General features: G+C 61.9%; 21 protein-coding genes and 2 pseudogenes. 7 read left to right on the plus strand and 16 right to left on the minus strand.

The window, feature by feature from the left end; translation table 11 throughout:
- Positions 1 to 9: 9 nt before the first annotated feature.
- Both waaA and M0D64_RS27280 read left to right on the plus strand, forming a co-directional pair.
- On the plus strand, positions 10 to 1,326 hold the full coding sequence (gene waaA, locus M0D64_RS27275) for a lipid IV(A) 3-deoxy-D-manno-octulosonic acid transferase (protein ID WP_266242018.1): 1,317 nt from the start codon (positions 10 to 12) through the stop codon (positions 1,324 to 1,326).
- A 125-nt stretch (positions 1,327 to 1,451) separates the two neighbouring features.
- On the plus strand, positions 1,452 to 2,201 hold the full coding sequence (locus M0D64_RS27280) for a Fic family protein (protein ID WP_266260013.1): 750 nt from the start codon (positions 1,452 to 1,454) through the stop codon (positions 2,199 to 2,201).
- A gap of 4 nt (positions 2,202 to 2,205) precedes the next feature.
- On the opposite strand, the gene ureG is transcribed toward M0D64_RS27280, so the two are convergent.
- The 13 genes from ureG to urtA form a co-directional block, all read right to left on the minus strand.
- Entirely contained in the window at positions 2,206 to 2,859 is a 654-nt protein-coding gene (gene ureG, locus M0D64_RS27285) for an urease accessory protein UreG (protein ID WP_266242012.1), read from the minus strand.
- A gap of 11 nt (positions 2,860 to 2,870) precedes the next feature.
- Positions 2,871 to 3,551, minus strand: coding sequence for an urease accessory protein UreF (locus M0D64_RS27290; protein ID WP_266242039.1), 681 nt, complete (start codon positions 3,549 to 3,551; stop codon positions 2,871 to 2,873).
- Positions 3,538 to 4,263 carry an urease accessory protein UreE gene (ureE, locus tag M0D64_RS27295; RefSeq protein WP_266242010.1) on the minus strand — a complete coding sequence of 242 codons (726 nt, stop codon included), beginning with the start codon at positions 4,261 to 4,263 and terminating at the stop codon, positions 3,538 to 3,540. Before ureE ends, M0D64_RS27290 begins: the two co-directional genes overlap by 14 nt.
- A gap of 3 nt (positions 4,264 to 4,266) precedes the next feature.
- Positions 4,267 to 5,973 (minus strand): urease subunit alpha, encoded by a 1,707-nt coding sequence (gene ureC / locus M0D64_RS27300; RefSeq protein WP_054041795.1) that lies wholly within the window; start codon positions 5,971 to 5,973, stop codon positions 4,267 to 4,269.
- Between the two features lie 55 nt (positions 5,974 to 6,028).
- Positions 6,029 to 6,334 carry an urease subunit beta gene (locus M0D64_RS27305; RefSeq protein WP_154565941.1) on the minus strand — a complete coding sequence of 102 codons (306 nt, stop codon included), beginning with the start codon at positions 6,332 to 6,334 and terminating at the stop codon, positions 6,029 to 6,031.
- A 17-nt stretch (positions 6,335 to 6,351) separates the two neighbouring features.
- A complete protein-coding gene (ureA, locus tag M0D64_RS27310; protein ID WP_154565940.1) occupies positions 6,352 to 6,654 on the minus strand; it encodes an urease subunit gamma in 303 nt (100 codons plus the stop codon).
- 171 nt (positions 6,655 to 6,825) lie between these two features.
- Positions 6,826 to 7,629 carry a transporter substrate-binding domain-containing protein gene (locus tag M0D64_RS27315; protein ID WP_154565939.1) on the minus strand — a complete coding sequence of 268 codons (804 nt, stop codon included), beginning with the start codon at positions 7,627 to 7,629 and terminating at the stop codon, positions 6,826 to 6,828.
- A 223-nt stretch (positions 7,630 to 7,852) separates the two neighbouring features.
- Positions 7,853 to 8,734: an urease accessory protein UreD gene (locus tag M0D64_RS27320; RefSeq protein WP_266260016.1), complete on the minus strand. Its 882-nt coding sequence runs from the start codon at positions 8,732 to 8,734 to the stop codon at positions 7,853 to 7,855.
- 194 nt (positions 8,735 to 8,928) lie between these two features.
- The gene (gene urtE / locus M0D64_RS27325; protein ID WP_154565937.1) at positions 8,929 to 9,621 is read right to left on the minus strand and encodes an urea ABC transporter ATP-binding subunit UrtE; all 693 of its coding nucleotides are present in this window, start codon (positions 9,619 to 9,621) and stop codon (positions 8,929 to 8,931) included.
- Between the two features lie 56 nt (positions 9,622 to 9,677).
- A complete protein-coding gene (gene urtD, locus M0D64_RS27330) occupies positions 9,678 to 10,541 on the minus strand; it encodes an urea ABC transporter ATP-binding protein UrtD (protein ID WP_266260018.1) in 864 nt (287 codons plus the stop codon).
- Complete coding sequence (urtC, locus tag M0D64_RS27335) at positions 10,538 to 11,722, minus strand: urea ABC transporter permease subunit UrtC (protein ID WP_266260019.1); 1,185 nt, start codon at positions 11,720 to 11,722, stop codon at positions 10,538 to 10,540. The genes urtD and urtC overlap by 4 nt, the downstream gene beginning before the upstream one ends.
- Before the next feature lies 1 nt (position 11,723).
- Positions 11,724 to 13,349 carry an urea ABC transporter permease subunit UrtB gene (gene urtB, locus M0D64_RS27340; protein WP_266260050.1) on the minus strand — a complete coding sequence of 542 codons (1,626 nt, stop codon included), beginning with the start codon at positions 13,347 to 13,349 and terminating at the stop codon, positions 11,724 to 11,726.
- Between the two features lie 135 nt (positions 13,350 to 13,484).
- A complete protein-coding gene (gene urtA, locus M0D64_RS27345) occupies positions 13,485 to 14,783 on the minus strand; it encodes an urea ABC transporter substrate-binding protein (protein ID WP_154565934.1) in 1,299 nt (432 codons plus the stop codon).
- Positions 14,784 to 15,133: 350 nt separating this feature from the next.
- Here urtA and M0D64_RS27350 point away from each other — a divergent pair.
- Positions 15,134 to 16,017: pseudogene (locus M0D64_RS27350) on the plus strand (aminotransferase class III-fold pyridoxal phosphate-dependent enzyme); the annotation flags it as partial.
- A 52-nt stretch (positions 16,018 to 16,069) separates the two neighbouring features.
- Here M0D64_RS27350 and M0D64_RS27355 read toward each other — a convergent pair.
- The 3 genes and pseudogenes from M0D64_RS27355 to M0D64_RS27365 all read right to left on the minus strand — a co-directional run.
- Positions 16,070 to 17,203, minus strand: a pseudogene (locus M0D64_RS27355) (TolC family protein); the annotation flags it as partial.
- 13 nt (positions 17,204 to 17,216) lie between these two features.
- Positions 17,217 to 17,540 carry a rhodanese-like domain-containing protein gene (locus M0D64_RS27360; RefSeq protein WP_054042884.1) on the minus strand — a complete coding sequence of 108 codons (324 nt, stop codon included), beginning with the start codon at positions 17,538 to 17,540 and terminating at the stop codon, positions 17,217 to 17,219.
- A gap of 59 nt (positions 17,541 to 17,599) precedes the next feature.
- Positions 17,600 to 18,253, minus strand: coding sequence for a protein-L-isoaspartate O-methyltransferase (locus tag M0D64_RS27365; protein WP_154565931.1), 654 nt, complete (start codon positions 18,251 to 18,253; stop codon positions 17,600 to 17,602).
- Positions 18,254 to 18,551: 298 nt separating this feature from the next.
- Between M0D64_RS27365 and M0D64_RS27370 the strand changes: the two genes are divergently transcribed.
- The 4 genes from M0D64_RS27370 (at position 18,552) to M0D64_RS27385 (ending at position 23,193) form a co-directional block, all read left to right on the plus strand.
- Positions 18,552 to 19,637, plus strand: coding sequence for a LacI family DNA-binding transcriptional regulator (locus tag M0D64_RS27370; protein ID WP_154565930.1), 1,086 nt, complete (start codon positions 18,552 to 18,554; stop codon positions 19,635 to 19,637).
- A gap of 3 nt (positions 19,638 to 19,640) precedes the next feature.
- The gene (locus M0D64_RS27375) at positions 19,641 to 21,128 is read left to right on the plus strand and encodes a sugar ABC transporter ATP-binding protein (protein WP_154565929.1); all 1,488 of its coding nucleotides are present in this window, start codon (positions 19,641 to 19,643) and stop codon (positions 21,126 to 21,128) included.
- Positions 21,109 to 22,122, plus strand: coding sequence for an ABC transporter permease (locus tag M0D64_RS27380; protein ID WP_266260021.1), 1,014 nt, complete (start codon positions 21,109 to 21,111; stop codon positions 22,120 to 22,122). Before M0D64_RS27375 ends, M0D64_RS27380 begins: the two co-directional genes overlap by 20 nt.
- 108 nt (positions 22,123 to 22,230) lie before the next feature.
- On the plus strand, positions 22,231 to 23,193 hold the full coding sequence (locus M0D64_RS27385; RefSeq protein ID WP_266241982.1) for a substrate-binding domain-containing protein: 963 nt from the start codon (positions 22,231 to 22,233) through the stop codon (positions 23,191 to 23,193).
- The last annotated feature ends 3 nt before the right edge of the window (positions 23,194 to 23,196 follow it).

A 23,196-nucleotide genomic window follows, 5' to 3' on the forward strand; every position in this document is an offset into this window, starting at 1 on the left:
GGAGTCCCGATGCTGAGGGCGATTTATAACGCGCTCTGGTGGATCGTCGCGCCGCTTGCCGTGCTGCGCTTGCTGATTCGTTCGCGCAAGGAGCGTGGCTATCGTGAGCATATCGCCGAGCGGTTCGGTTACTCGCGCGGTCGGCTGCCGGAAGACAATGCACCGCTGATCTGGGTGCATGCGGTGTCGGTGGGCGAGACGCGTGCTGCGCAACCGCTGATCGATGCGTTGATGAAGGCGCGTCCCGACGCGCGAATTCTTTTGACGCATATGACGCCGAGTGGCCGTGCCACCGGTGAGCAGATTTTCGGCGACCGTGTATTGCGCAGCTATCTGCCTTACGACATGCCGCGTGTGGTGCGGCGGTTTTTGCGGGCGTGGCGGCCGTCGCTTGGACTGGTAATGGAAACTGAAGTGTGGCCCACGTTGATCGACGAATGTCGTCGCGCGGATGTGCCGCTGGTGCTGACCAATGCGCGGATGTCGGCGCGCTCGTATAAGCGCGCGGCCAAGTTCGGCCATGCGACCAAAGACGTATTTGGTGGATTTGCGCGAGTGCTGGCGCAGAGTCCGTCGGATGCGGAGCGGCTTACTGCACTCGGTGCACGTAATGTCGCGGTGCTTGGGAATTTGAAGTTCGATATGAGCACGCCACCGGAATTGGCGGCGCGTGGTCATGCATGGCGTGCGGCGATCGGCACGCGGCCTGTGTGGGTTGCGGCGAGTACGCGTGAAGGCGAAGAGGAACTGGTGCTGCAGGCGTTCGCGGCGCTGGGTACCGAGGAGGCGTTGCTAATTCTGGTGCCGCGTCATCCGCAACGGTTTAATGAAGTGGCGGGGCTGGTCGAGAAGGCTGGTTTGCGTCTTGAGCGGCGTTCGATATGGGCGCCTGCTGCGACGGTGGCGTCGGGTGCTGCTTCAACTGTAGGCGGTGGTGTGCCTGTTTTGCCTTCTGACGTCAACGTGCTGCTCGGCGATTCGATGGGCGAGTTGGGCGCTTACTTTGCGGCTTCGGATCTGGCGTTTATCGGCGGGAGTTTGCTGCCGCTGGGTGGGCAGAATCTGATCGAGGCATGCGCGGTTGGGGTGCCGGTGCTGATCGGGCCGCATGTGTTCAACTTCACGCAAGCGACTGCGGATGCGGTCGCGGCGGGTGCGGCGGTGCAGGTGCAAGATCCGGCTGATCTGGCGCGGGCGTTGCGCGAGCTCTTCGGCGATAAGGCAAGGCGGCTGGCGATGGGCGGTGCAGCTTCGGCGTTTGCCGCGCGCCATCGTGGCGCGACGGCGCGGACTGTTGATGTGTTGATGGCGGTGTTGCCGGAGTAGTCGTTCGAGCGCCGCTAAGGCGGTGCTTGCGTTATCGCTTCGCGCGCCGATAAATCGTATATTCTGCCAACACTGGGCTTAAGCGCTGACGGTCCTGTGATCCAAACTGCCTTTTCCAATTTGCCATGACGCTTTTCACCGACCTCGGCTTTCAATGGGATCGCGCCGCGATCCCGCAAGACTTGCCGACCCATTCCATTAAACGGGTGTGCTTTCGCTTTCATCGGATGCTGCCGGAATTCGTGTGGGATGCGAGCGTGCTTGAAGGCAATCCGTTCACGTTTCCCGAGGTAAAGACGCTGCTCGACGGCGTAACGGTTGGCGGGCGGAAGATTTCTGATCAGGAGCAGGTCCTGAATCTGGCGGAAAGTTCGAAGCATTTGCTTGCGATCGTACAAAACGGTCGGTTTGCTCTCGACAAGGCCACGTTTTGCGACCTGCATCGGCTTGTTGCACGCAATGAGGCCCTCGAGTGGGGTATGTTCCGCGGCGAAGGAGAGGAAACGCGATACACGCCGGATGTGGCGTTAGGTGAAGCAGGGCGGCACACACCGCTACCGACCTTGCCTGGTGCTCCTGAACTCAACCGGGTTTTTGCCACTGGCACGCGCTCGCTGACCGATCAGGTTTCGAATGCCTTTGAGCGGGGTTGCGCTTTCTTCCTGTTCGGCGCGTTGCAGCAGTTCTTCTTCGACGGCAACAAACGCACGTCACGTTTCATGATGAACGGCGTATTGATGTCGAATGGTATCGACGCCATTAGTGTCCCAGCGCAGCGTGCCGGCGACTTCAATGAGAAGATGGTGCGATTTTATCTGTCGAAAGACGCGACGGAGATGATGGCATTCCTGCTTGAATGCCATCCGGGTGAATGAGGCTTTAAGCCTTCAACAACCCCTTCTTCTCGATAAATTTCACCACCACATCCAGTCCGTCGAGTGCCTTCAGATTGCACATCACGTAGGGACGCTCGCCGCGCATCTTCTTCGCGTCTGAAGCCATCACCTCCAGATTCGCGCCAACCATCGGTGCGAGGTCCGTCTTGTTGATCACCAGCAGATCCGATTTCGTAATGCCTGGGCCGCCTTTGCGCGGAATCTTCTCGCCGCCTGCTACGTCGATCACGTAGATCGTCAGGTCTGACAGTTCCGGACTGAAGGTCGCCGCGAGGTTGTCGCCGCCCGATTCGATGAACACGATGTCTGCATCGGGAAAACGCGTCAGCATGCGGTCGACGGCTTCGAGGTTGATCGACGCGTCTTCGCGAATCGCCGTGTGCGGGCAGCCACCCGTTTCCACGCCCATGATTCGTTCTGCGGGCAATGCGCCCGCTACGGTCAACAGACGCTGATCTTCCTTCGTATAGATGTCGTTGGTGATCGCGACGAGGTCATACTGTTCGCGCATCGCCTTGCAGAGCATTTCGAGCAACGTTGTCTTGCCCGAACCGACCGGGCCGCCGACGCCCACGCGCAGCGGCGGCAGTTTCTTCGTGCGGACAGGCGAGTGAGCGGGGTGATGAGGTGCGTTCATGATGGATTTGTTTAAGAGCGGAAGAGCCGCGAATACTGCGACTCGTGACGCGCCGACAGAATGCCCAATTGCGGCGCGAAGGTGTTGATGTTGTCGGGTGGCGTGGCCAAGGCTCGTGTGACGGCTGCGTCGATCGGCTCACGCAACGCGACGATGATGCGCTGGCCGGCGAGTTGGCCGAGTGGCACGGCCTTCAACGCGGCAGCGGCCTGGTTTTCCACCCAGCTGAATGCGTAGGCGGCGAGCGCGGCGTCAGGCGCTGCATCGTGTGCGTACGCGGCGAAGGCGAAAGCCGTGGGTTGGGCCAAGGGCTTGAGCGATGCCAGCGTCGTGCGCCGTTCGGCGTCGCCCCATTCAAGGGACACGCACAACTGGCGTAGTGACCAGCCCATCTGTTCCGTCTCGCGTCTTAGTTCCACAGACTCGCGGCTTGCCAGGAATTCGCTGTTTGCTTCCTTCAGACCATCAGCATCGTGCGCTCGCCAGCGTTCCATCTGATGCGCAAGAAACGGCAACTCGCCTCGCGCAAGCACGTCGGTTAAACCGCTCGCGATCCAATCGCGTGTGGAATCCGCGTCGGTGATGAGTTGCGCTTCAATCGCCGCTTCGAGACCCTGCGAGTAGCTGAACGCGCCGATCGGCAATGCCGGCGACGCGAGATGCAGCAGCGCTGTGAGTTCACCGATGCGCATGGTGATGATGTCCGTGGCCGCACGATTCGTCGTGGACGTGATCGCTTTCTTTTTGATCGTGCGAATGGTCGTTGCCGTGGTCATGGTCGTGCGAGTGACCGTGTGCGTGGCTGTGACCGTGTTCATGATCGTGTGGGTGGTCATGGCCATGCGAATGCCCATGCTCATGCTCATGATCGTCCGAATGCTCATGCCCATGATGCTCGCCGAACACCTGCTGAGCTAATGCATAGTCTTCAGCAAAGGTCTCATCGTGACCATGCTTGTGACCACCGCCGTACGCGCCGGATTCCGGTTGGAACGGCATCGACACCTGATCCACGCTTGCGCCGATGCGCTTCAGCATATCGGCCAGCACCGGATCGTATTCAAGCTTCAGATAATCCGCGCCGACTTCCACTGGCGTGTGACGATTGCCGAGGTGATACGCGGCGCGCGTCAACGTCAGGGCATCTTTCGCGCGGACAACCAGCACGGCTTCAGGAGCAGCGACCACGCGCACCAAACCACCATCATCGGCGACCAGAACATCCCCATCGCGCAGCACCGTGCCGCGCGGCAACAGCAGCGCGATTTCCTCGCCGTTATCCAGCGTTGCCGCGAGACGGCTCTTACGGCGATCATCAAAAGCAAGCGTCAAAGTCGGCGCGCGCTTCACCAGCACCGGTGCCAGCTTCAGATGCGGCGCAATCAGTTTGTCGATAGTGCGCATGGCTTAGAACAAAAAGTAACGCTGCGCCATCGGCAGCACAGTGGCCGGCTCGCAAGTCAGCAACTGCCCGTCGGCGATGACCTGATACGTCTCAGGATCGACGCTGATCGCCGGACGCCACGCGTTGTGAATCATGTCCGCCTTCGTGATCTTGCGGCAGTTCTTCACAGCAACGATACGCTTATTCAGGCCATAGCGTTCGCCGACGCCCGCATCGGCAGCCATCTGCGAAACGAAGGTCAATGAAGTACGTCCCAACGCACCGCCGCGCGTCGCGAACATCTCGCGATAGTGGACTGGCTGCGGCGTCGGAATCGACGCGTTCGGGTCACCCATCTGCGCCATCGCGATCATGCCGCCCTTCAGGATCAGCGACGGTTTGATGCCGAAAAACGCCGGCTCCCAGAACACCAGATCGGCCCACTTGCCCGGCTCGATCGAGCCGACTTCGTGCGAGATACCGTGCGTGATGGCCGGGTTGATCGTGTACTTGGCAACGTAACGCTTCGCGCGGAAATTGTCGTGCCGTGCGTTATCTTCAGGCAGCGCCCCGCGTTGCACCTTCATCTTGTGCGCGGTCTGCCACGTGCGGATGATCACTTCGCCCACACGTCCCATCGCCTGCGAATCCGACGACAGCATCGACAACGCGCCGAGGTCGTGCAGAATGTCTTCGGCAGCAATCGTCTCGCGACGAATACGCGACTCGGCAAACGCGATATCTTCCGCAATCGATGGGTCCAGGTGGTGGCACACCATCAGCATGTCGAGATGCTCTTCGAGCGTGTTGACGGTGTACGGGCGCGTCGGATTGGTCGACGAGGGCAGCACGTTCGCTTCGCCGCACACCTTGATGATGTCCGGAGCGTGGCCGCCGCCCGCGCCTTCCGTGTGATAGGTGTGGATCGTGCGGCCCTTGAACGCAGCCACGGTCGCTTCAACGAAACCGGCTTCGTTCAGCGTATCCGTGTGGATCGCGACCTGCGTGTCGGTGTCGTCGGCAACGGAAAGACAGTTGTCGATTGCAGCCGGCGTCGTGCCCCAGTCTTCGTGCAGCTTCAAACCGATCGCGCCCGCGGCGATCTGTTCAAGCGCCGGTTGCGGCTGGCTCACATTGCCCTTGCCGAGAAAGCCGAGATTCATCGGATAGCCATCGGCCGCTTGCAGCATGCGTTCGAGATGCCACGGACCCGGCGTGCAAGTCGTCGCGTTCGTACCGGTTGCCGGACCCGTGCCGCCGCCGAGCATCGTCGTCACGCCGCTCGCGAGTGCTTCTTCGATTTGCTGCGGGCTGATGAAGTGAATGTGCGTATCGATGCCACCCGCCGTCACGATCAGGCCTTCGCCGGCGATCACTTCGGTGGACGCGCCGATCGCGATCGTCACGTTCGGCTGAATGTCGGGATTGCCCGCTTTGCCGATCGCGGCAATGCGGCCGTTCTTGATGCCGATGTCGGCCTTGACGATGCCCCAGTGATCGAGAATCACCGCATTCGTCACGACCGTATCGACCACGTCGGCATGCACGCGTTGCGACTGGCCCATGCCGTCGCGAATCACTTTGCCGCCGCCGAATTTCACTTCTTCGCCGTAAGTCGTGAAGTCGCGTTCGACTTCGATCAGCAACTCGGTATCGGCGAGGCGCACGCGGTCGCCAGTGGTGGGGCCGAACATTTCCGCGTATGCGCGGCGGCCGATGCGTAATGTCATAGTGAGGGTCCGGAAATGAGCAGGGTGGTCAGAGCAAGCGTGCGCGGGTCGCGCATCAGAGCTTGCCCATCACCTTGCCGTTGAAGCCGTAGACGACGCGGTCGCCCGCCAGTTCGACCAGTTCGACGGTGCGTTCCTGCCCGGGCTCGAAGCGTACGGCGGTGCCTGCCGCGATGTTGAGCCGGAAGCCGCGCGCCGCTTCACGATCGAAGGAGAGCGACTCGTTCACTTCATAGAAGTGATAGTGCGAGCCGATTTGCACCGGACGATCGCCGGTATTCGACACGACCACCGTGACGGTGGCGCGGCCCGCGTTGAGTTCGTGTTCGCCGTCGTCGATGAGGAGTTCGCCGGGAATCATGGGGCTGCCTTGCGTGATTAGGGGATCGGGTGATGAACGGTGACGAGCTTGGTGCCGTCGGGGAACGTGGCTTCGACCTGGATGTCGGGGATCATTTCCGGCACGCCTTCCATCACATCGGCGCGCGTCAGCAGCGTGGTGCCGTAGTGCATGACCTCGGCGACGGTCTTGCCGTCACGGGCCGCTTCCATCAGCGCAGCGGTGATGAAAGCGACGGCTTCCGGGTAATTCAGTTTGAGGCCGCGAGCGCGGCGCCGTTCGGCGAGCAGCGCGGCGGTGAAGATCAGCAGCTTGTCCTTCTCGCGAGGTGTCAGCTTCATCGGATGTCAGGTTGGGTTACGCCTGTCCCAGCCAGGACAGGCGTTGGATGCGTTCGGGGTCGCGCTTCGTTGTGCGCCATCGCGGTCGCTCGAAATGCGACGCGAAACAAACCGCGACAAGCTTACTGCCAGATCAGCTTACAAAGATATCAAGCCGAATTAACGACCCGCTTACAGGTTGGTCGGCAAGGGCGCGCCGAACCACTTCTTCGACATCGTGTTGAGCGTGCCGTCCGCCTTCGCTTGGGCGATAGCGGCGTTGACCTTCGCCTGGAGCCGGCTTTCATTCTTGTTCATGCCGACGAAACATGGTGAATCCTTTATAACGAACTTAGGTTCCGGACGGCGCGGCGGATTCTTCGCATTAATCGCGGCGGCGACGATATTGCCGGCAGCGATCAACTGCACCTGACCTGAGAGAAACGCAGCGATGGTCGCGTTGTTATCTTCGAAGCGCTTGATGGTGGCGTTCGGCGCCATTTGCGTGAGGCCGATTTCTTCGAGCGCGCCGCGCGTGGCGCCGACCGTCTTGCCGGTGAGATCGGCGGGACCGGTGACCTTGATGTCGGCGGGACCGAACACGCCCTGGTAATACGGCGCGTAGGCCGCCGAGAAATCGATGACCTTGTCGCGCTCAGGCGTTTTGCCGAGCGACGAAATCACCAGATCGACCTTACCCGTTTGCAGATACGGAATGCGGTTCGCGCTATTGACCGGGACGAGTTCGAGCTTCACGTTCATCGACTTAGCGAGCATCGCGGCGGTATCGATGTCATAGCCTTGCGGCTTCATATCCGCGCCGACCGAGCCAAAGGGCGGATAGTCTTCGGGAACTGCGACCTTCAGCACGCCGGCTTTGGCGATGTTGTCGAGCGTATCCGCGTGGGCGGCGGGCGCATTGATGGCGAGAACGGGCGAGAGCAGCAGTGCGGCGAGCCAGGCGCGGCGCGCAGGGCGAAGGGTCGATCGGGTCATGTTAGGCGAGCGGTGGTAGCGGGTGGTCGGCTGCCGTCAGGACGCGGCAGCATCGTGGGGGATTTCGAAGCAAGGTATGTGCCATGGCGGTGCAGCATGGCTTGGCGGGACGAAAGACGTCGAGAGCACCGATTTGGAGCAGGCGGGCGCGCCAGATTGGTGCTCTCGACGTCTTACGAAGGTGAAAGGCGCGCTGCGCTGCTAGGCGCCAATGCTCAGCGAATCAGGTCGACCAGATTCGAAGTGGCACAGCGTCGACACCATGCACGACCGGGCGCAACTGAAGCCAGCATTGAGTCAAAGCACGCTGCAGCGTCTCCATTGACCGCGACACCGCCCGCACGAGTAAAACCCCTTCAGTGACACAGGAAGCCGCTGCCCGCAACGAGTCATCAAATGGCAACTGGGCAGTGAGCGCTTCAGCGAGTGCATCATCGCAGGCCGCCCCGACAGCCCATAGCGTTCCATACGCAGGAAACCCCGCAAGGCCTTGCGCGGCATCCCGCAATGAATCTTCCGCGCTGAGGCTCGCACGCTCGAGCCAAAGCGCCTCACCGTTCGCGCCAGCGATCCGCGATACGGCTCGCAACTGCCCGTTTGACCACCGCTCACCAGCCGCTTGCCGGCCAAGCTGAGTCGCATCCCACCCAATTGCGGTAGCGCCTTCGCCAAGCGTCAGCGAAAAATCCAGCATTGCGTTGGCGTGATCGAAAACGATATTGTTCTGCGGCAGCCAGTCGAGCTTCGCCTGCGGGCCGACGCGCACCGCAATATTCTGCCGTGCCGCACGGCCGTTGGACTTGTACCACTTGGTTGCGCCGGGCGTGGTGATGACGGCATGGGCGCTGTCGCCGACATCCACGTCGATATCGAGTTGATCGCCGCCCGCGATCCCGCCCGGCGGATGCACGATTACTGCGTGGCAGATCGCATGGCCTTCCGGATAGAGCGGCCGTTGCACGCGTAACGGCCCATCATGCAGCCGATGCTTGAGGGTGGTCCGTTCGCCGTCTTTGACGAAGCCGAGTTCGAGGCGCGCGCGCCATTGTGAGTGCGCACTGAGTTGCGCGGTGGCGAGTGCAGCGTGGTTTTCGTGAAGCGACATGCGAGCGGACTTGCGAATGAATGAGCGGCTGGGCGCGTATTGGGCACAGTAACGGACGCGGCAACAGACGCGGCAACAGACGCGTCAATGCGCAGCGTGCCCGCACGCGTTAGGCAACGACGAGCCGCGTTGCCACAGGATGCGGCGAGAATAGCACGCCGTGCTGATTGTGCGGTTTGCGCTGCTTGTGCCGCTCAGACGGCGATCAGTGCACGTACGCCATCGGTATCCATGTTCGCGCCTTCACCGCCCGCGACGATTTCCCCGCGGCTCATCACCCAATACCGATCAGCGATTTCCTTGGCGAAGTCGTAATACTGTTCGACGAGCAGCACGGTCATGCCCATTTCTTCGACCAGTTGACGCAGCGTGCGGCCAATGTCCTGAATGATCGAGGGCTGGATACCTTCGGTGGGTTCATCGAGGATCAGCAATTGCGGATCGCACATCAACGCTCGGCCGATCGCGAGCTGTTGCTGTTGACCGCCGGAGAGGTCGCCACCGCGGCGGCTGCGCATGTCCTTCAGGACGGGGAAGAGTTCGTAGATACGGTCCGGGATTTTCTTCGGGGCTTTTTTGCTGGCAGCGCCGACCAGCAGATTTTCTTCGACGGTCAGCCTCGGGAAGATGTCGCGGCCTTGCGGGACGTAGGCGAGGCCTTTTTCTACACGCGAGTAAGTCGGCAGCTTGGTGATCGGTGCGCCGCGCCAGGCGATCGAGCCGCTCTTGGTCTGGACGACACCCATCAGGCATCGAAGCAAGGTTGTCTTGCCCACGCCGTTGCGACCCAGTAGGACAGTGAGCTTGCCGTCGGGCACGGTGAGTTTCACATCACGAAGAATGTGGCTGCCGCCGTAGTACTGGTTGAGGTTTTCCACTTCTAGCATGTCGGTCGATCCTTGAATTCTGGTGGCTTGTTGCGGCCGTGGTTTGATTGCGGCCATTACCGCCCGAGATAAGACTCGATCACCGTCTCATCTCTCTTCACCTCATCAAGCGTGCCGTGGGCGAGCACTCGCCCTTCGGCCATCACCGTGACCTTCCCCTTCTCACCCGATAGCGCCGCGACAAACTCCATGTCGTGTTCGACAACCATCATCGAGCAACTCCCACGCAAGTGATTGAGCAGCTCGGCCAATTGCATGGTCTCGTCATCGGTCATGCCCGCGGCAGGCTCGTCGAGCAACAGAAGCGCCGGTTGCTGCATCAGCAACATCCCGATCTCGAGCCGCTGTTTCTGTCCATGCGACAACTCACCGGCAAGCCGCCGCGCTTCGCTCTCCAAGCCAATCAAAGACAACGTCTCTTCAATCCGCGCTTGCGCCTCACGATCCAGTCGCGCACGCAACGAAGCCCACCATCCCTTGTCAGCCTTCATAGCCAACTCAAGGTTTTCCCACACAGGATGCTGTTCAAAAACAGTAGGTTTCTGAAACTTGCGCCCAATCCCGGCGCGCGCAATAGAAGGCTCATTCATCCGCGTCAGATCAATCGACTGCCCCAGAAAAACCTTGCCAGAATCCGGTTCGGTCTTCCCGGTGATGACATCCATCATCGTCGTCTTGCCGGCGCCATTCGGTCCGATGATGCAACGCAACTCTCCCGCGTTGATCGATAAAGTCAGCGCATTCAATGCGCGAAACCCATCGAAACTCACGGTCACGTCTTCAAGGTAAAGAATCGTTCCGTGTGAAATATCGATCTCGCCCGGCACCACCGCGTGCCCCATGCTCGCGACACCGCTTAACGACCGTTCAGCAGGCTCTTCAGGTAATGCAAGATCAGGGACCATCGGGTTTTCGTTCATACGCGATCCCTCTTGCGCGTCACCGTTTCGATCAACCCCATGATGCCGTTGGGCAACAACAGCGGGACCAGCACGAAAATCAGCCCAAGAAAGAACAGCCAGTATTCAGGGAAGTTCGCCGTAAAAAAGCTCTTCGCGCCGTTCACCGCGAACGCGCCGATGATCGGTCCGATCAAGGTGCCGCGTCCACCCACCGCAACCCAGATCGCCATCTCGATCGAGTTGCCCGGCGACATCTCGCCCGGGTTGATGATGCCGACCTGCGGCACATACAATGCGCCAGCAACCCCGCACAAAATGGCGGAGACGGTCCAGACGAACAACTTGTACGCGAGCGGGCTGTAGCCGAGGAACATCAAACGCGTTTCGCCATCGCGCACCGCAGTGACCACGCGGCCGAGCTTCGACGTGACGATTGCCCGCGCGCCGATGAAGGCCAGGATCAACACCGCAAACGTGATCAGCAGGAGGGCAGTGCGCGTGCCCGGATGCGTAATCGGAAAACCACCGATACGTTTGAAGTCGGTAAAGCCGTTGTTGCCGCCGAATCCCGTTTCGTTGCGGTAGAACAGCAGCATGGCGGCAAACGTCATCGCCTGCGTGATGATCGACAGGTACACGCCTTTCACCCGCGAACGGAACGTGAAGAAGCCGAACACCCACGCGACCACCGCCGGCACCAGCACAACCAGCAGCAGCGCGTAGCCGAGATGCTGCGTGCCTTGCCAGTACCACGGCAGTTGGTGCCAGTCGAGAAACACCATGAAGTCGGGCAGGTCGCTGCCGTATTTGCCTTCGTGGCCGATCGAACGCATCAGGTACATGCCAATCGCGTAACCGCCCAACGCAAAGAACAGCGCGTGTCCGAGACTCAGAATGCCGCAGTAGCCCCACACGAGATCGAGTGCCAGCGCGGCGATCGCGTAGCACATGAACTTGCCGGTGATCGTCATCGCGTACGCGGACAGATGGAACGCGCTCGTTTCCGGGACCACCAGCGTCGCGAACGGCACGCCGAGACCGAACACGATGATCAGTGCGATCAGCGCGAGCCACGCGCGGCGTGACAGCAATGCAGGACGCGGCGGCAAGCCGAGCGCGAAGCCGGACTGCGCCTCGCGTCCGGCAGAAGCGCCACTGCTCGCTGAGCCGACGTGAGCCGAAGAGGTAGCCGATGTCATCTCATGCCTCCGCGCTACGGCCCTTGAGGGCGAACATACCCTGCGGACGCTTCTGGATGAACAGCACGATCAGCACGAGCACCGCGATCTTGGCGAGAACCGCGCCCCAGAACGGCTCGATCGCCTTGCTGATCAACCCGAGACCGAAGCCGCCGATCACCGTGCCGGCGAGTTGGCCGACACCGCCAAGCACCACGGCCATGAACGAATCGATGATGTAGCTCTGGCCGAGATCCGGGCCCACATTGCCGATCTGCGACAGCGCACAGCCACCCAAGCCGGCAATGCCTGCGCCAAACGCGAACGCATACGAATCGACACGCGCGGTTTTTACGCCGACGCATGCTGCCATTCGCCGGTTTTGTGTGACGGCTCGCACGAACAGACCCAGCCGGGTTTTAGTCAGGACAGCCCATGCAATCCCGACGACGATCAGCGAAAACGCCAGAATCGCCAGCCGGTTGTACGGCAGAATCAGATTGGGCAGCACGGTTACGCCGCCGCTCATCCATGCGGGGTTGATCACCTGGACGTTCTGCGCGCCGAACACCATACGTGTCGCCTGAATCAGAATCAGGCTGACGCCAAAGGTGGTCAGCAGGGTCTCGAGCGGACGGCCGTACAGATGCTTCAACACCAGCCGTTCGAGCACGATGCCGACCAGTCCGGCTGCGGCGAATGACGCCGGCACGGCCAGCAGCGGATACCAGTCGAACGCACCGGGCGCAAAGCGCTGGAACAGGTTCTGCACGACGTAGGTCGCGTACGCGCCGATCATCAGGAATTCGCCGTGCGCCATGTTGATGACGCCAATCAAGCCATACGTGATCGCGAGGCCCAATGCAGCGAGCAGCAGCACGCTGCCAAGCGACAAGCCCGCGAACAGTGTGCCGGCGATCTGGCTGCGGCGCTGGATCGAATCGAGTTCATCGATGCCGCTTTGCGCGGCGGAGCGCACGCGATCGTCCGCTTCGTTGAAGGTGCCGTCCGGTTTCTTCGCGACGAGCGGGCGCAGCAGTTCGTTCATGTCGAGATCGTGCCGCGCGGCGACCAGTTGCACGGCTTCGAGCCGCTTGGCCGGGTCGGCGTCGTGCAACGCGGTCATCGCCCACAACGTGTCGAGACGCTTCTTCAGTGCCGGGTCGGTTTCTTTTGCACGCGCCGCATCAACCAGCGGTTTGATCGACGGGTCTGGGTTTTGCAGCAATGCGGTGATGGCGGCGTCGCGCGTGGCGGCATCGGGTGAATCGAGTTGCAGACCCGAGAGTGCGCCCGCCACTTTCGAGCGCAGTAAGTTGTTCAGGGTGACCGGTTGCGCGTCGCCCGCGGCGACCGTTTTACCGGTGATAGCATCGCGTGCCGTGTCGCCGTCTTGCAGCAGCACCGCGCCGGAATCGGTGGCGAGTGCGCTGTCCTCGGAGAGGGCTTTAAGCACCGCGAGTGATTCTTTGTCGTGGTTGGCAATCAGTTTGTCGATTGCCGCGGATTTTGCATCGAAGTCGTCACCGGCGAGCGGCGCGACATCGGCCGGAGTGAGCGCGAAGGCGGCAAGCGGCGCGCTAACGATAAGCGCGAGCGCGAGGCCGCCGATGCTGCGTCGTGCGAATTTCGGAAATGAAAACGCCATGATGGCCTTTGAAGAAAAACCGGCGAGACGGCGCGGCATCGAGGTGATGCACCGGTGCCACGCCGTTGTCATGCGTCTTGCAGCGTCCTGTCGGGCAGAGCAGCAGTTCAGCCCCGGCTCTGCCCAGGTTCAGGCTCAGGCGACCCGCGAGCGCTTCAGGAATGCGGGAATCGAACTGACCACATCCGGCTTGCTCGAATTGCCGGCGATGAACGGGCTCCACGGCTGCGCGCGAACCGCGGTCTTGGTACGCCACACCACGTTGAACTGGCCGTCGGCACGCACTTCGCCGATCATCACCGGCTTGTGCAGATGGTGATTGCCGTCCATTTCGAGCGTGAAGCCCGACGGCGCCGCAAACGTCTGGCCGACCATCGCCACACGCACCTTGTCCACGTCCGTGCTCTTCGCTTTTTCGACGGCCTGCTTCCACATATGGATGCCGACGAAAGTCGCTTCCATCGGGTCATTGGTCACGCGCTTGGTGCCGCCCGGCAGGTTGTTGTCCTTGACCCAGGCAGCCCATTGCTTCTTGAACTTCTCGTTGGCCGGATTGCGCAGCGACATGAAGTAGTTCCATGCCGCGAGATTGCCGACCAGCGGCTTCGTATCGATGCCGCGCAGTTCTTCTTCGCCGACCGAGAATGCGACCACCGGCACGTCAGACGCCTTTAGCCCCTGGTTGCCGAGTTCCTTGTAGAACGGCACGTTCGAGTCGCCGTTGACGGTCGAGATCACCGCGGTCTTGCCGCCCTGCGAGAACGTCTTGATGTTCGCGACGATGGTCTGATAGTCGCTGTGGCCGAACGGCGTGTAGACCTCCTGGATATCGGCTTCCTGCACGCCTTTCGACTTGAGGAACGCGCGCAGGATCTTGTTGGTCGTGCGGGGGTACACATAGTCGGTGCCCAGCAGGAAGAAGCGCTTGGCGCCGCCGCCTTCCGTGCTCATCAGGTATTCGGTTGCCGGAATTGCTTGCTGATTCGGCGCGGCGCCCGTGTAGAACACGTTGCGCGACATCTCTTCGCCTTCGTACTGCACCGGGTAGAACAGCAGCCCGTTCAGTTCTTCGAACACCGGCAGCACCGACTTGCGCGACACCGACGTCCAGCAGCCGAACACGACGGCGCACTTTTCCTGGGTGATCAGCTGACGCGCTTTTTCGGCAAACAGCGGCCAGTTCGATGCCGGGTCCACAACCACTGGTTGCAGTTGGCGGCCCATGACGCCGCCATTCTTGTTGATGTCCGCGATGGTCATCAGCGCGGTGTCTTTGAGCGATGTTTCCGAGATCGCCATCGTGCCGGAGAGGGAATGTAGAACGCCTACTTTAATCGGACCGCTGCCCGATTGCGCCTGAGCAAACGGAACCTGACCTGCAAGCGCCAATGCGCCCGACATGGAGCCGAACTTCAACAGACTACGACGTTTCATGTATTTCCCCTTGCCATTGATGGTGAATGTTTATGGGCGTCGATTTCAGCCAGCAGGGCTTATCCCGCATGACTTGCCGCTTGTGTACTGCAAGGCACATGCCATGCAGTAATTTCGACTTGAAGTCCACGGATCGCGTGCTGCGACTCGGTGGTTCGCCGCCTAAGTTATGCGCAACGCGGCGCAAAATTGGTGCAGGAGCAGGGCGTGCGCCTCGTTCAGGTGCGTGCCGCGCCGCAACGAAGCGTAGCCGTCGGCCAGCGGGCGTCGGCGGTGCACGGTCGCTGCCCCTTTGTGCTTGCGCCGCGCTCTGCCTGGACTGAAAGACCAGCCACGCGAGGAGACACGACATGAATGAGCGCGCCAGCGTCAATACGCCCGATATGTCTGCGTTCTGGATGCCCTTTACGACGAACCGGCAGTTCAAAAGCGCGTCGCGTCTGCTGGAGAGCGCGAAGGGGATGTACTACACGTCAATCGATGGCCGGCGCATTCTCGACGGCACCGCCGGGCTGTGGTGCGTCAATGCGGGGCACTGCCGGGACGAGATCGTGGCGGCAGTGCAGGCGCAGGCGGCGGAGATGGATTTCGCTCCGACGTTTCAGATGGGGCATCCGAAGGCTTTTGAAGCCGCGACAAAAATCGCGCGGCATACGCCTGGGGATCTGAAGCACATCTTCTTTGTGAACTCGGGTTCGGAGGCGCTGGATACTGCGCTGAAGATTGCGTTGGCTTATCACCGGTCGCGTGGAGAAGGGTAGCGCACCCGGTTTAGTGGGTATCACGGCGTGGGATTCGGCGGGATTTCGGTGGGGGGATTGCGCCGAACTGCAAGGCGTTTTCGGGCGGCCTGTTGCCTGCTGTCGATCATTTGCCGCATACGCTGAATATCAAGGAGGCGGCGTTTTCGAAAGGACAACCGGTGTGGCGTGCGCATCTTGCCGATGAACTGGAGCGGCTCGTTACGTTGCACGATGCGTCGACGATTGCTGCGGTGATTGTTGAGCCAGTGGCTGGGTCGACCGGGGTGCTGATTCCGCCGCAAGGGTATTTGCAACGGTTGCGTGAGATTTGCGACAAGCACGGGATCCTGCTGATCTTCGATGAAGTGATTACCGGCTGGGGGCGTTTGGGTACGCCGTTCGCTGCGCAGTATTTCGGTGTGACGCCGGATCTGCTGACGATGGCCAAGGACACCAACAATGCGGCCGCTCCGATGGGAGCGGTTGCAGCGCGCGCACTTGTGCGAGCCCGCTCACCGCACCGAGAAACGCTTGCCGCGCCGATAGCGCCGCATTGCGCCGAGTCGTATCGAGATCGGCAGCAGCCTGGTCTTCGAGCGCGCGCGTCTGACGCACACGGCTTTGCGTCGCGCCCCCCGTAAAGATCGGAATCGTGAGCTGCACGCCGATCGTGCTGTTCGTGTAAGTGGACCCCGGGTTGCCCAGTTCCGCGGCGAGCGCCGGCGTACCGGGCGAGGGCGTATTCGCACCGCTTCCAAAGCCACCACCGAAATTGCCGCCAAAGTTACCCGCACCAGCCGCACCGAGACTGCTGCGCGATCGGCTCGCCACCAGGTCCACGGTCGGCAGATGGCCGGCCTTGGCCTTCGATGTTTCGCGCTGTGCGCTATCCAGCGCGATCTGCTCCAGCACGACCTGGTAGTTCGCGTCGGTGGCCGCGTCGACCCACAGATTGATATCGGCGGGCACCGGCGGCGGCAGCGGCGCGCCGACGGCGAGACCATCCACGCGCTCGACCGGATGCCCGACAATCTGCTGCAACGTGGCGAGCTTCACCGCGAGATCGTTCTGCGCGGCAATTTCCTGCGAAATCGCCTGATCGTATTTAGCCTGGGCTTCGTTGGTATCGGTGATCGTCGTGTTACCGACTTCGAATGAATGCTTGGCCGATTCGAGCTGCTGGGCGATCGACGCCTTCTGCGAACGCACAATGGCGAGGCTGTCCTGTGAGGCGAGCGAGTCGAAATAAGCCTGACCATGCCGCACGATCAGATCCTGCCGCGCCTGTGCAAACGAGGCCTGCGCCGAATCCACCGCGAGCTTGCCCTGCGCTTAGCCGTACCAGCTATCGACGTGAATCAGCGGCTGCGTGAGCGAAATCGTGTAACCGTTGCTATTGCCATACGAGGCAGGAAAGCCGCCGCCGAAATCGGTGTTCTGGCGATTCGCAGTGAGCGACGCGGAGACTTGCGGCAGAAGTTTGGCGCGGGCCAGTGGCAACTCTTCGCTATTGGTGGCAAGCGCCGCACGCGCGCTTTGCAACTGCGCGTCGCTCGAGAGTGCTTCGTCGTAAAGCCGGGAGAAGCCGACGGCGTGTGCCGGGATCGGAAGAAACGCGAGAACCGCGCAATGAAGCGCCAGAGCGGCGGCGTGGACCGGCACCCGCCGACGGATCATCGCGACCGTGCGATCAATAGGTGGGAACGGTCGGATCGACCTGACGTGACCACGCGTCGATCCCGCCTTGCAGATTGAAGACGTTGGTATGACCGCGCGATTCGAGGAACATCGCGACCTGGGCGCTGCGCGCGCCGTGATGGCATACGCAGACGATTTGCACGTCGTCGTCGAGCTCTTCGCTGCGTGCGGGAATCTCACGCATCGGGATCGACACGGCGCCGGCGATCGACGCCGTCTGGATTTCCCACGGTTCGCGCACGTCGAGCAGCACGGGCGCAGGGCGCGATTGATCGGCGAGCCATTCAGCGAGCGCGGGAGCGGTCAGATTTTGCATCAGCAGGACATCCAGTTCAGAGGACGGCGGCGTGCCGGCCGTCCGGAAAAACGTGCGAATTAAAACTTGAAGCGCGGCGGCTGCACGGCGTTGATCAGCGGTTCGACATAGGTTTCGAACACGTCGGCAATGCGGTACTGCTTCTCGTCGATACGCGTGATGATTTGCGCCTTCATGACCGGCGCGGTGCCGACGAACGCCGCCAGGCGGCCACCGACCTTCAGGTGTTCGAGGATGTCCTGCGGCAGCACCGGCAGGCCGCCCGATACACAGATCACGTCGTACGGCGCGGCGTTGGCCCAGCCGCGCGAGGCGTCGCCCGTGACGACTTCGGCGTTCAGCACGCCGTTGGCGATGAGGTTGTTCTTCGCCAGTTCAGCCAGTTCCGGTTCGATGTCGACCGTCAGGACGTGCTGCGCGCGATGCGCGAGCAGGGCGGCCATGTAACCCGAGCCGGCGCCGATTTCGAGCACGCTTTCGTGTTTCTTCACCGCCAGTTCCTGCAGCACGCGCGCTTCGACGCGCGGCGCCAGCATGTGCTGGCCGGCCGGCAGCGGCACTTCGAAGTCGACGAAGGCCAGATCGCGGTAGACGGTGGGGACGAAGTTTTCACGCTTGACGATCGAGAGCAGATTCAGCACGTCCTGGTCGAGCACTTCCCAGGGGCGGATCTGCTGTTCGATCATGTTGAAACGCGCTTGCTCGATGTTCATGGTGGATTCGGCAGTGTGGTTTGGCGAGTTTGCGATTCTTTGCCACTGACCGGCGGCCTCGGGATGCGACTCCGGGGTACAACTCGGTACAAAGCAGGCCACGGCAGGGTAACTGCGGGATTGTACCAAATGGCGGCGCGGATCCACGCCGTCGCGGGCAGTGCGCCGCCGGGCCGAACCCTGGGCGGGCTCTCGCCATGCCTGCTCGACCCCGTGTTAATCCCTAGCGATCCGTCCTTGCGATTCCAGCCTCCATCGCCCAAAAATGTAATCGATTACATTTTCGAGGCGGATCCACTTGTCCAAGCCGGTGTCCAAAGTGGCCCCCGCGACGCCGTCGGCGTCGTCGAAGGCGCGCCCGCAGCCTGAGGCTCAGCCGCCGCGTCCGGCCGAGGGCCTTTCGATTGCTCAGGTGGCGGAGCAGGCGGGGGTCTCGGTGGCGACGGTGTCGCGCGTGCTGAACGGCCACGAGAACGTGCGGCCCGCCACGCGCGACAAGGTATTGGCGGCGGTCGACGCCAGCGGCTACCGCGTCAACGAACTCGCACGCAACCTGCGCACCGCCGAAAGCCGCCTGCTGCTGACGATGGTGCCCGACGTCGGCAACCCCTTCTACGCGGAGATCGTGCGCGGCATCGACAGCGTCGCGCGCCAGCACGGCTATTTCATGCTGCTATGCGATACGGGAGCCGATCCGGGGCGCGAGCGCAGCTATTTCGATCTGCTGCGCCGCCGCCGCGCGGACGGCGCGATCTGCCTCGATCCAGCCACTATCCAGCAGGCGCTCGGTGAGGCATCCAGCGCGCTGCCGTGGGTCGCGTGCTGCGAGTTCGATCCGGCCATGGGCGTGCCGTACGTCGGCATCGACAACTACCGGGCGGCGGGCGACGCAGTGCGGCATCTGCTCGCGCGTGGCCACCGGCGCATCGGCCTCATCAATTCGGATGTCGACTATCTGTACGCGCGGCAGCGTCAGCAAGGCTATCTGGACGCGTTGACCGAAGCGGGCATCGCGCCCGACGAGCGTTGGCGCATGAACCTGAACAGTCTCGACTACGAGGCGGGTGCATCGGCGGCGGCCTTGCTGATGCAGCAGCCTGACGCGCCGAGCGCGATCTTCGCCGTCTCCGACACGCTGGCGATCGGCGTGATCCACGGCTTGCGCAGCGTCGGCAAGCGCGTGCCGGACGATGTCGCGGTGGTCGGCTTCGACGATATCTCGCTCGCCGCACAAGTCGATCCGCCGCTGACCACAATCGCCCAGCCGATGCGCGAACTCGGCGAGACCGCCGCGCGCCTCCTGCTGCAGCGGCTTGCGAATCCGTTAGCGAATGTGCCGGGCGTGCTGCTGCCGCATCGGCTCGTGATCCGCGGGAGCGCTTAAGCCATGAGCCTCGCCGTTCGCTTCGACGATATTCGCAAAGATTTCGGGCCGGTGCGTGTGCTGCACGGGGTGAGCTTCGAGTTGGCACCGGGGCGCATCTACGGTTTGCTCGGCGAGAACGGCGCGGGTAAATCGACGCTGATGAAGATCCTCGCCGGCTACGAAACGGCGACCTCGGGCACCTTGCTGGTCGACGGCCACGTGCAGCAGTTCATCGGTTCGCGGGACGCGGAAGCGGCCGGCATCGTGCTGATTCACCAGGAGTTCAATCTCGCCGAGCATCTGACGATCGCGCAGAACATGTATCTCGGCCATGAAAAAAAGCGCGGCTGGTTCGTCGACGACGCTGCAATGCGCACCGAGGCCGCGCGTTTTCTCGCGCAGGTGGGGCTGGAGAAAGCGCCGGATACGAAAGTGCGCGAGTTGATCGTCGCGGAAAAGCAGATGGTGGAGATCGCAAAAGCGCTGTCACGTCGCGCGCGTTTGCTCATCATGGACGAACCGACTGCCACGCTCACGCCGGCCGAAACCGAGCGCCTCTTCACGCTGATGGCGAAGCTGAAAGCCGACGGCGTGACCATCGTCTACATCTCGCACAAGCTTGATGAAGTCGAGCGCATCACCGACGAAGTGATCGTGATGCGCGATGGCCGCTTCGTCGCACGTAGCGAAACCTCTGGGCTCGCGCGGCAGCAGATGGCGAATCTGATGGTCGGGCGCGACGTGTCCGATATGTTCCCCGACAAGATCACCGTGCCTGCCGACGCGCCGATTGCGTTAAAGGTAGAGGGCCTTGCTGTACCGGACTGGGTCGAAGACCTGAGCTTCGACGTGCGCGCCGGCGAAGTGCTGGGTTTCGCGGGCCTCGTCGGCGCGGGCCGTACCGAAGCATTCGAAGCGCTCATCGGCCTGCGCAAACGCACGGCGGGTCGCATCGAGATCGCGGGCCGCCGCGCCGATCTGAAGAGCCCGCGCGACGCCATGCGCCACGGCATTACGTATCTGAGCGAAGACCGCAAAGGCAAAGGCCTGCATGTGAATTTAAGCCTGCAGGACAACGTCACGCTGATGACGCTCGAACGCTACGCGCATCCCTTGCTCGACATGAAAGCGGGGCGCGCCGCCTTGACCCAGGCCGTGCACGACTTCGGGATTCGCACGGGCGATCTGTCGAGCCGCGCGCGTATGCTCTCCGGCGGCAATCAGCAGAAGCTCGCGCTCGCCAAGTTCCTGCAACCCGATCCTAACGTAATCGTGCTCGACGAGCCGACTCGCGGCGTCGATGTCGGCGCGAAACGCGACATCTATTTCCTGATCCATCGTCTCGCCGCGCAGGGCCGCGCGGTAATCGTCATTTCATCCGAACTGATCGAGCTGATTGGTTTGTGCCATCGCGTAGCGGTGATGCGTGCGGGACGCCTGCAAACCACGCTCACGCTCGAACATCTGACCGAAGAGGAGTTGATCGCCCATGCGACCGGCACCCACTGAAGCCGTCCAATCCGGCCGCGCGTTGCGCTTCGCGCATCGTCTGTATGCGCTCGGGCCGCTCGTTGGGCTGATCCTGCTGTGCATCGTCGGCACGCTGCTCAACCGCGATTTCGCGACGCTCGACAACATGATGAACGTGCTCACACGCACCTCGTTCATCGGCATCATCGCGGTCGGCATGACCTTCGTGATCATTTCGGGCGGCATCGATCTGTCGGTCGGGTCGATGGCGGCGCTGATCGCGGGCAGCATGATCTGGCTGATGAACGGACTTGCTGCGGGTGTCGGCGGTCATGCGTTCGCGCCTTTGCTGATTGTGACGCTCGGCATTGTGCTCGCGCTGGTGCTCGGTAGTTTGTTCGGCTGCGCGCACGGCCTGCTGATCACCAAAGGACGCATCGAGCCGTTCATCGTTACGTTGGGGACGTTAGGAATTTTTCGCGCGGTGCTGACGTGGCTCGCGGATGGCGGCGCGCTGACGTTGGATAACTCGTTGTCCGATCTATACGGACCGGTTTACTACGCGAGCCTTTTTGGTGTGCCCGTTCCGATCTGGGTGTTCCTGGTGGTTGCGGCGGGCGGCGCGTTGATCCTCAATCGCACGGCGTTTGGCCGCCACGTGCAGGCGATCGGTTCCAACGAACAGGTTGCGCGCTACGCGGCGATTCGCGTCGATACCGTGAAGATCGTGACGTACGTGCTGCTCGGTATCTGCGTCGGCGTCGCGACGGTGCTGTATGTGCCGCGGCTCGGTTCGGCTACGCCGACCACGGGTTTGCTGTGGGAACTCGAGGCGATTGCGTCGGTGGTGGTGGGCGGCACTGCGCTAAAGGGCGGCGAAGGACGCGTGGTCGGCACGGTGATCGGCGCGATCCTGCTTTCGGTGATCGCCAATATTCTGAATCTGACCAGCATCATCAGCGTGTATCTGAACGCGGCGGTGCAGGGCGTCGTGATTATCTTCGTCGCGTTTGTGCAGCGCGGACGGCGGTAGGTGGTGGGCGTTGAGCTTCAAGGGATACATCGGCAAGTTCGAGAATCGGGGCGCATGAACGCCTCATAACGCAACGATGTGGCATGGATCGACACAGGAGACACAACCATGAAGCAAATCATTCGAGCGGTCGGCGCCGGCATGCTGGCGTTGGGGATACTGGGCACGGCAGGCGTCGCGCGTGCCGATGAGAAGGTCACGCTGGGCGTCGCGATTCCGACAGCCGATCACGGCTTTACGGGCGGCATCGTCTGGTGGGCGAACAAGGCGAAAGCCGATCTGGAGAAAGCGCACCCTGATCTCAAGGTGATCGTGAAGACTGCAGCCGGCGCGCCCGAACAGGCGAACCAGTTGCAGGATCTGGTGACGGTGAACAAGATCAACGCACTGGTGATTTTCCCGTTCGAATCGGCCTCGCTCACGCAACCGGTGGCTCAGGTGAAGAAGAAGGGCGTGTACGTAACGGTAGTCGATCGCGGCCTGACGGACACCAGCGCACAGGATGCGTATGTTGCGGGTGACAACACCGCGTTCGGCAAGATTCCCGCCGAGTATTTGGCGAAAGCGCTCGACGGCAAGGGCGACATCGTCGCGCTGCGTGGCATTCCGACGACGCTCGACAACGAACGATGGACCGCGTTTACGGGCGTGCTGAAGGCGTATCCGAACATCAAGATCCTCGACGGCAAATACGCGAACTGGAATCGCGACGACGCCTTCAAGGTGATGCAGGACTACCTCACGCGCTTCAAGCACATCGACGCGGTCTGGGCCGCCGACGACGACATGGCCGTGGGCGTCCTCAAGGCGATCGAGCAGGCCAAGCGTACCGACATCAAGATCGTGTTCGGCGGTGCGGGTTCGAAGGGCATGGTGAAGAACGTGATGGACGGCGCACCGATGATCAAGGCGGACGTGTCGTACTCGCCGAAATTCATCTACGACGCCATCAAGCTCACGGCCGAAGCGCGTCTGAAGGGCGAAAAACTGCCGCCAACCACGATCATCCCGTCGGTGTTGATCACGAAGGAGAACGCGCAGCAGTTTTATTTTCCTGACTCGCCGTTCTGATCC

It is taken from the genome of Paraburkholderia sp. WS6 (assembly GCF_030464835.1).
GTDB classification, from domain to species: domain Bacteria; phylum Pseudomonadota; class Gammaproteobacteria; order Burkholderiales; family Burkholderiaceae; genus Paraburkholderia; species Paraburkholderia madseniana.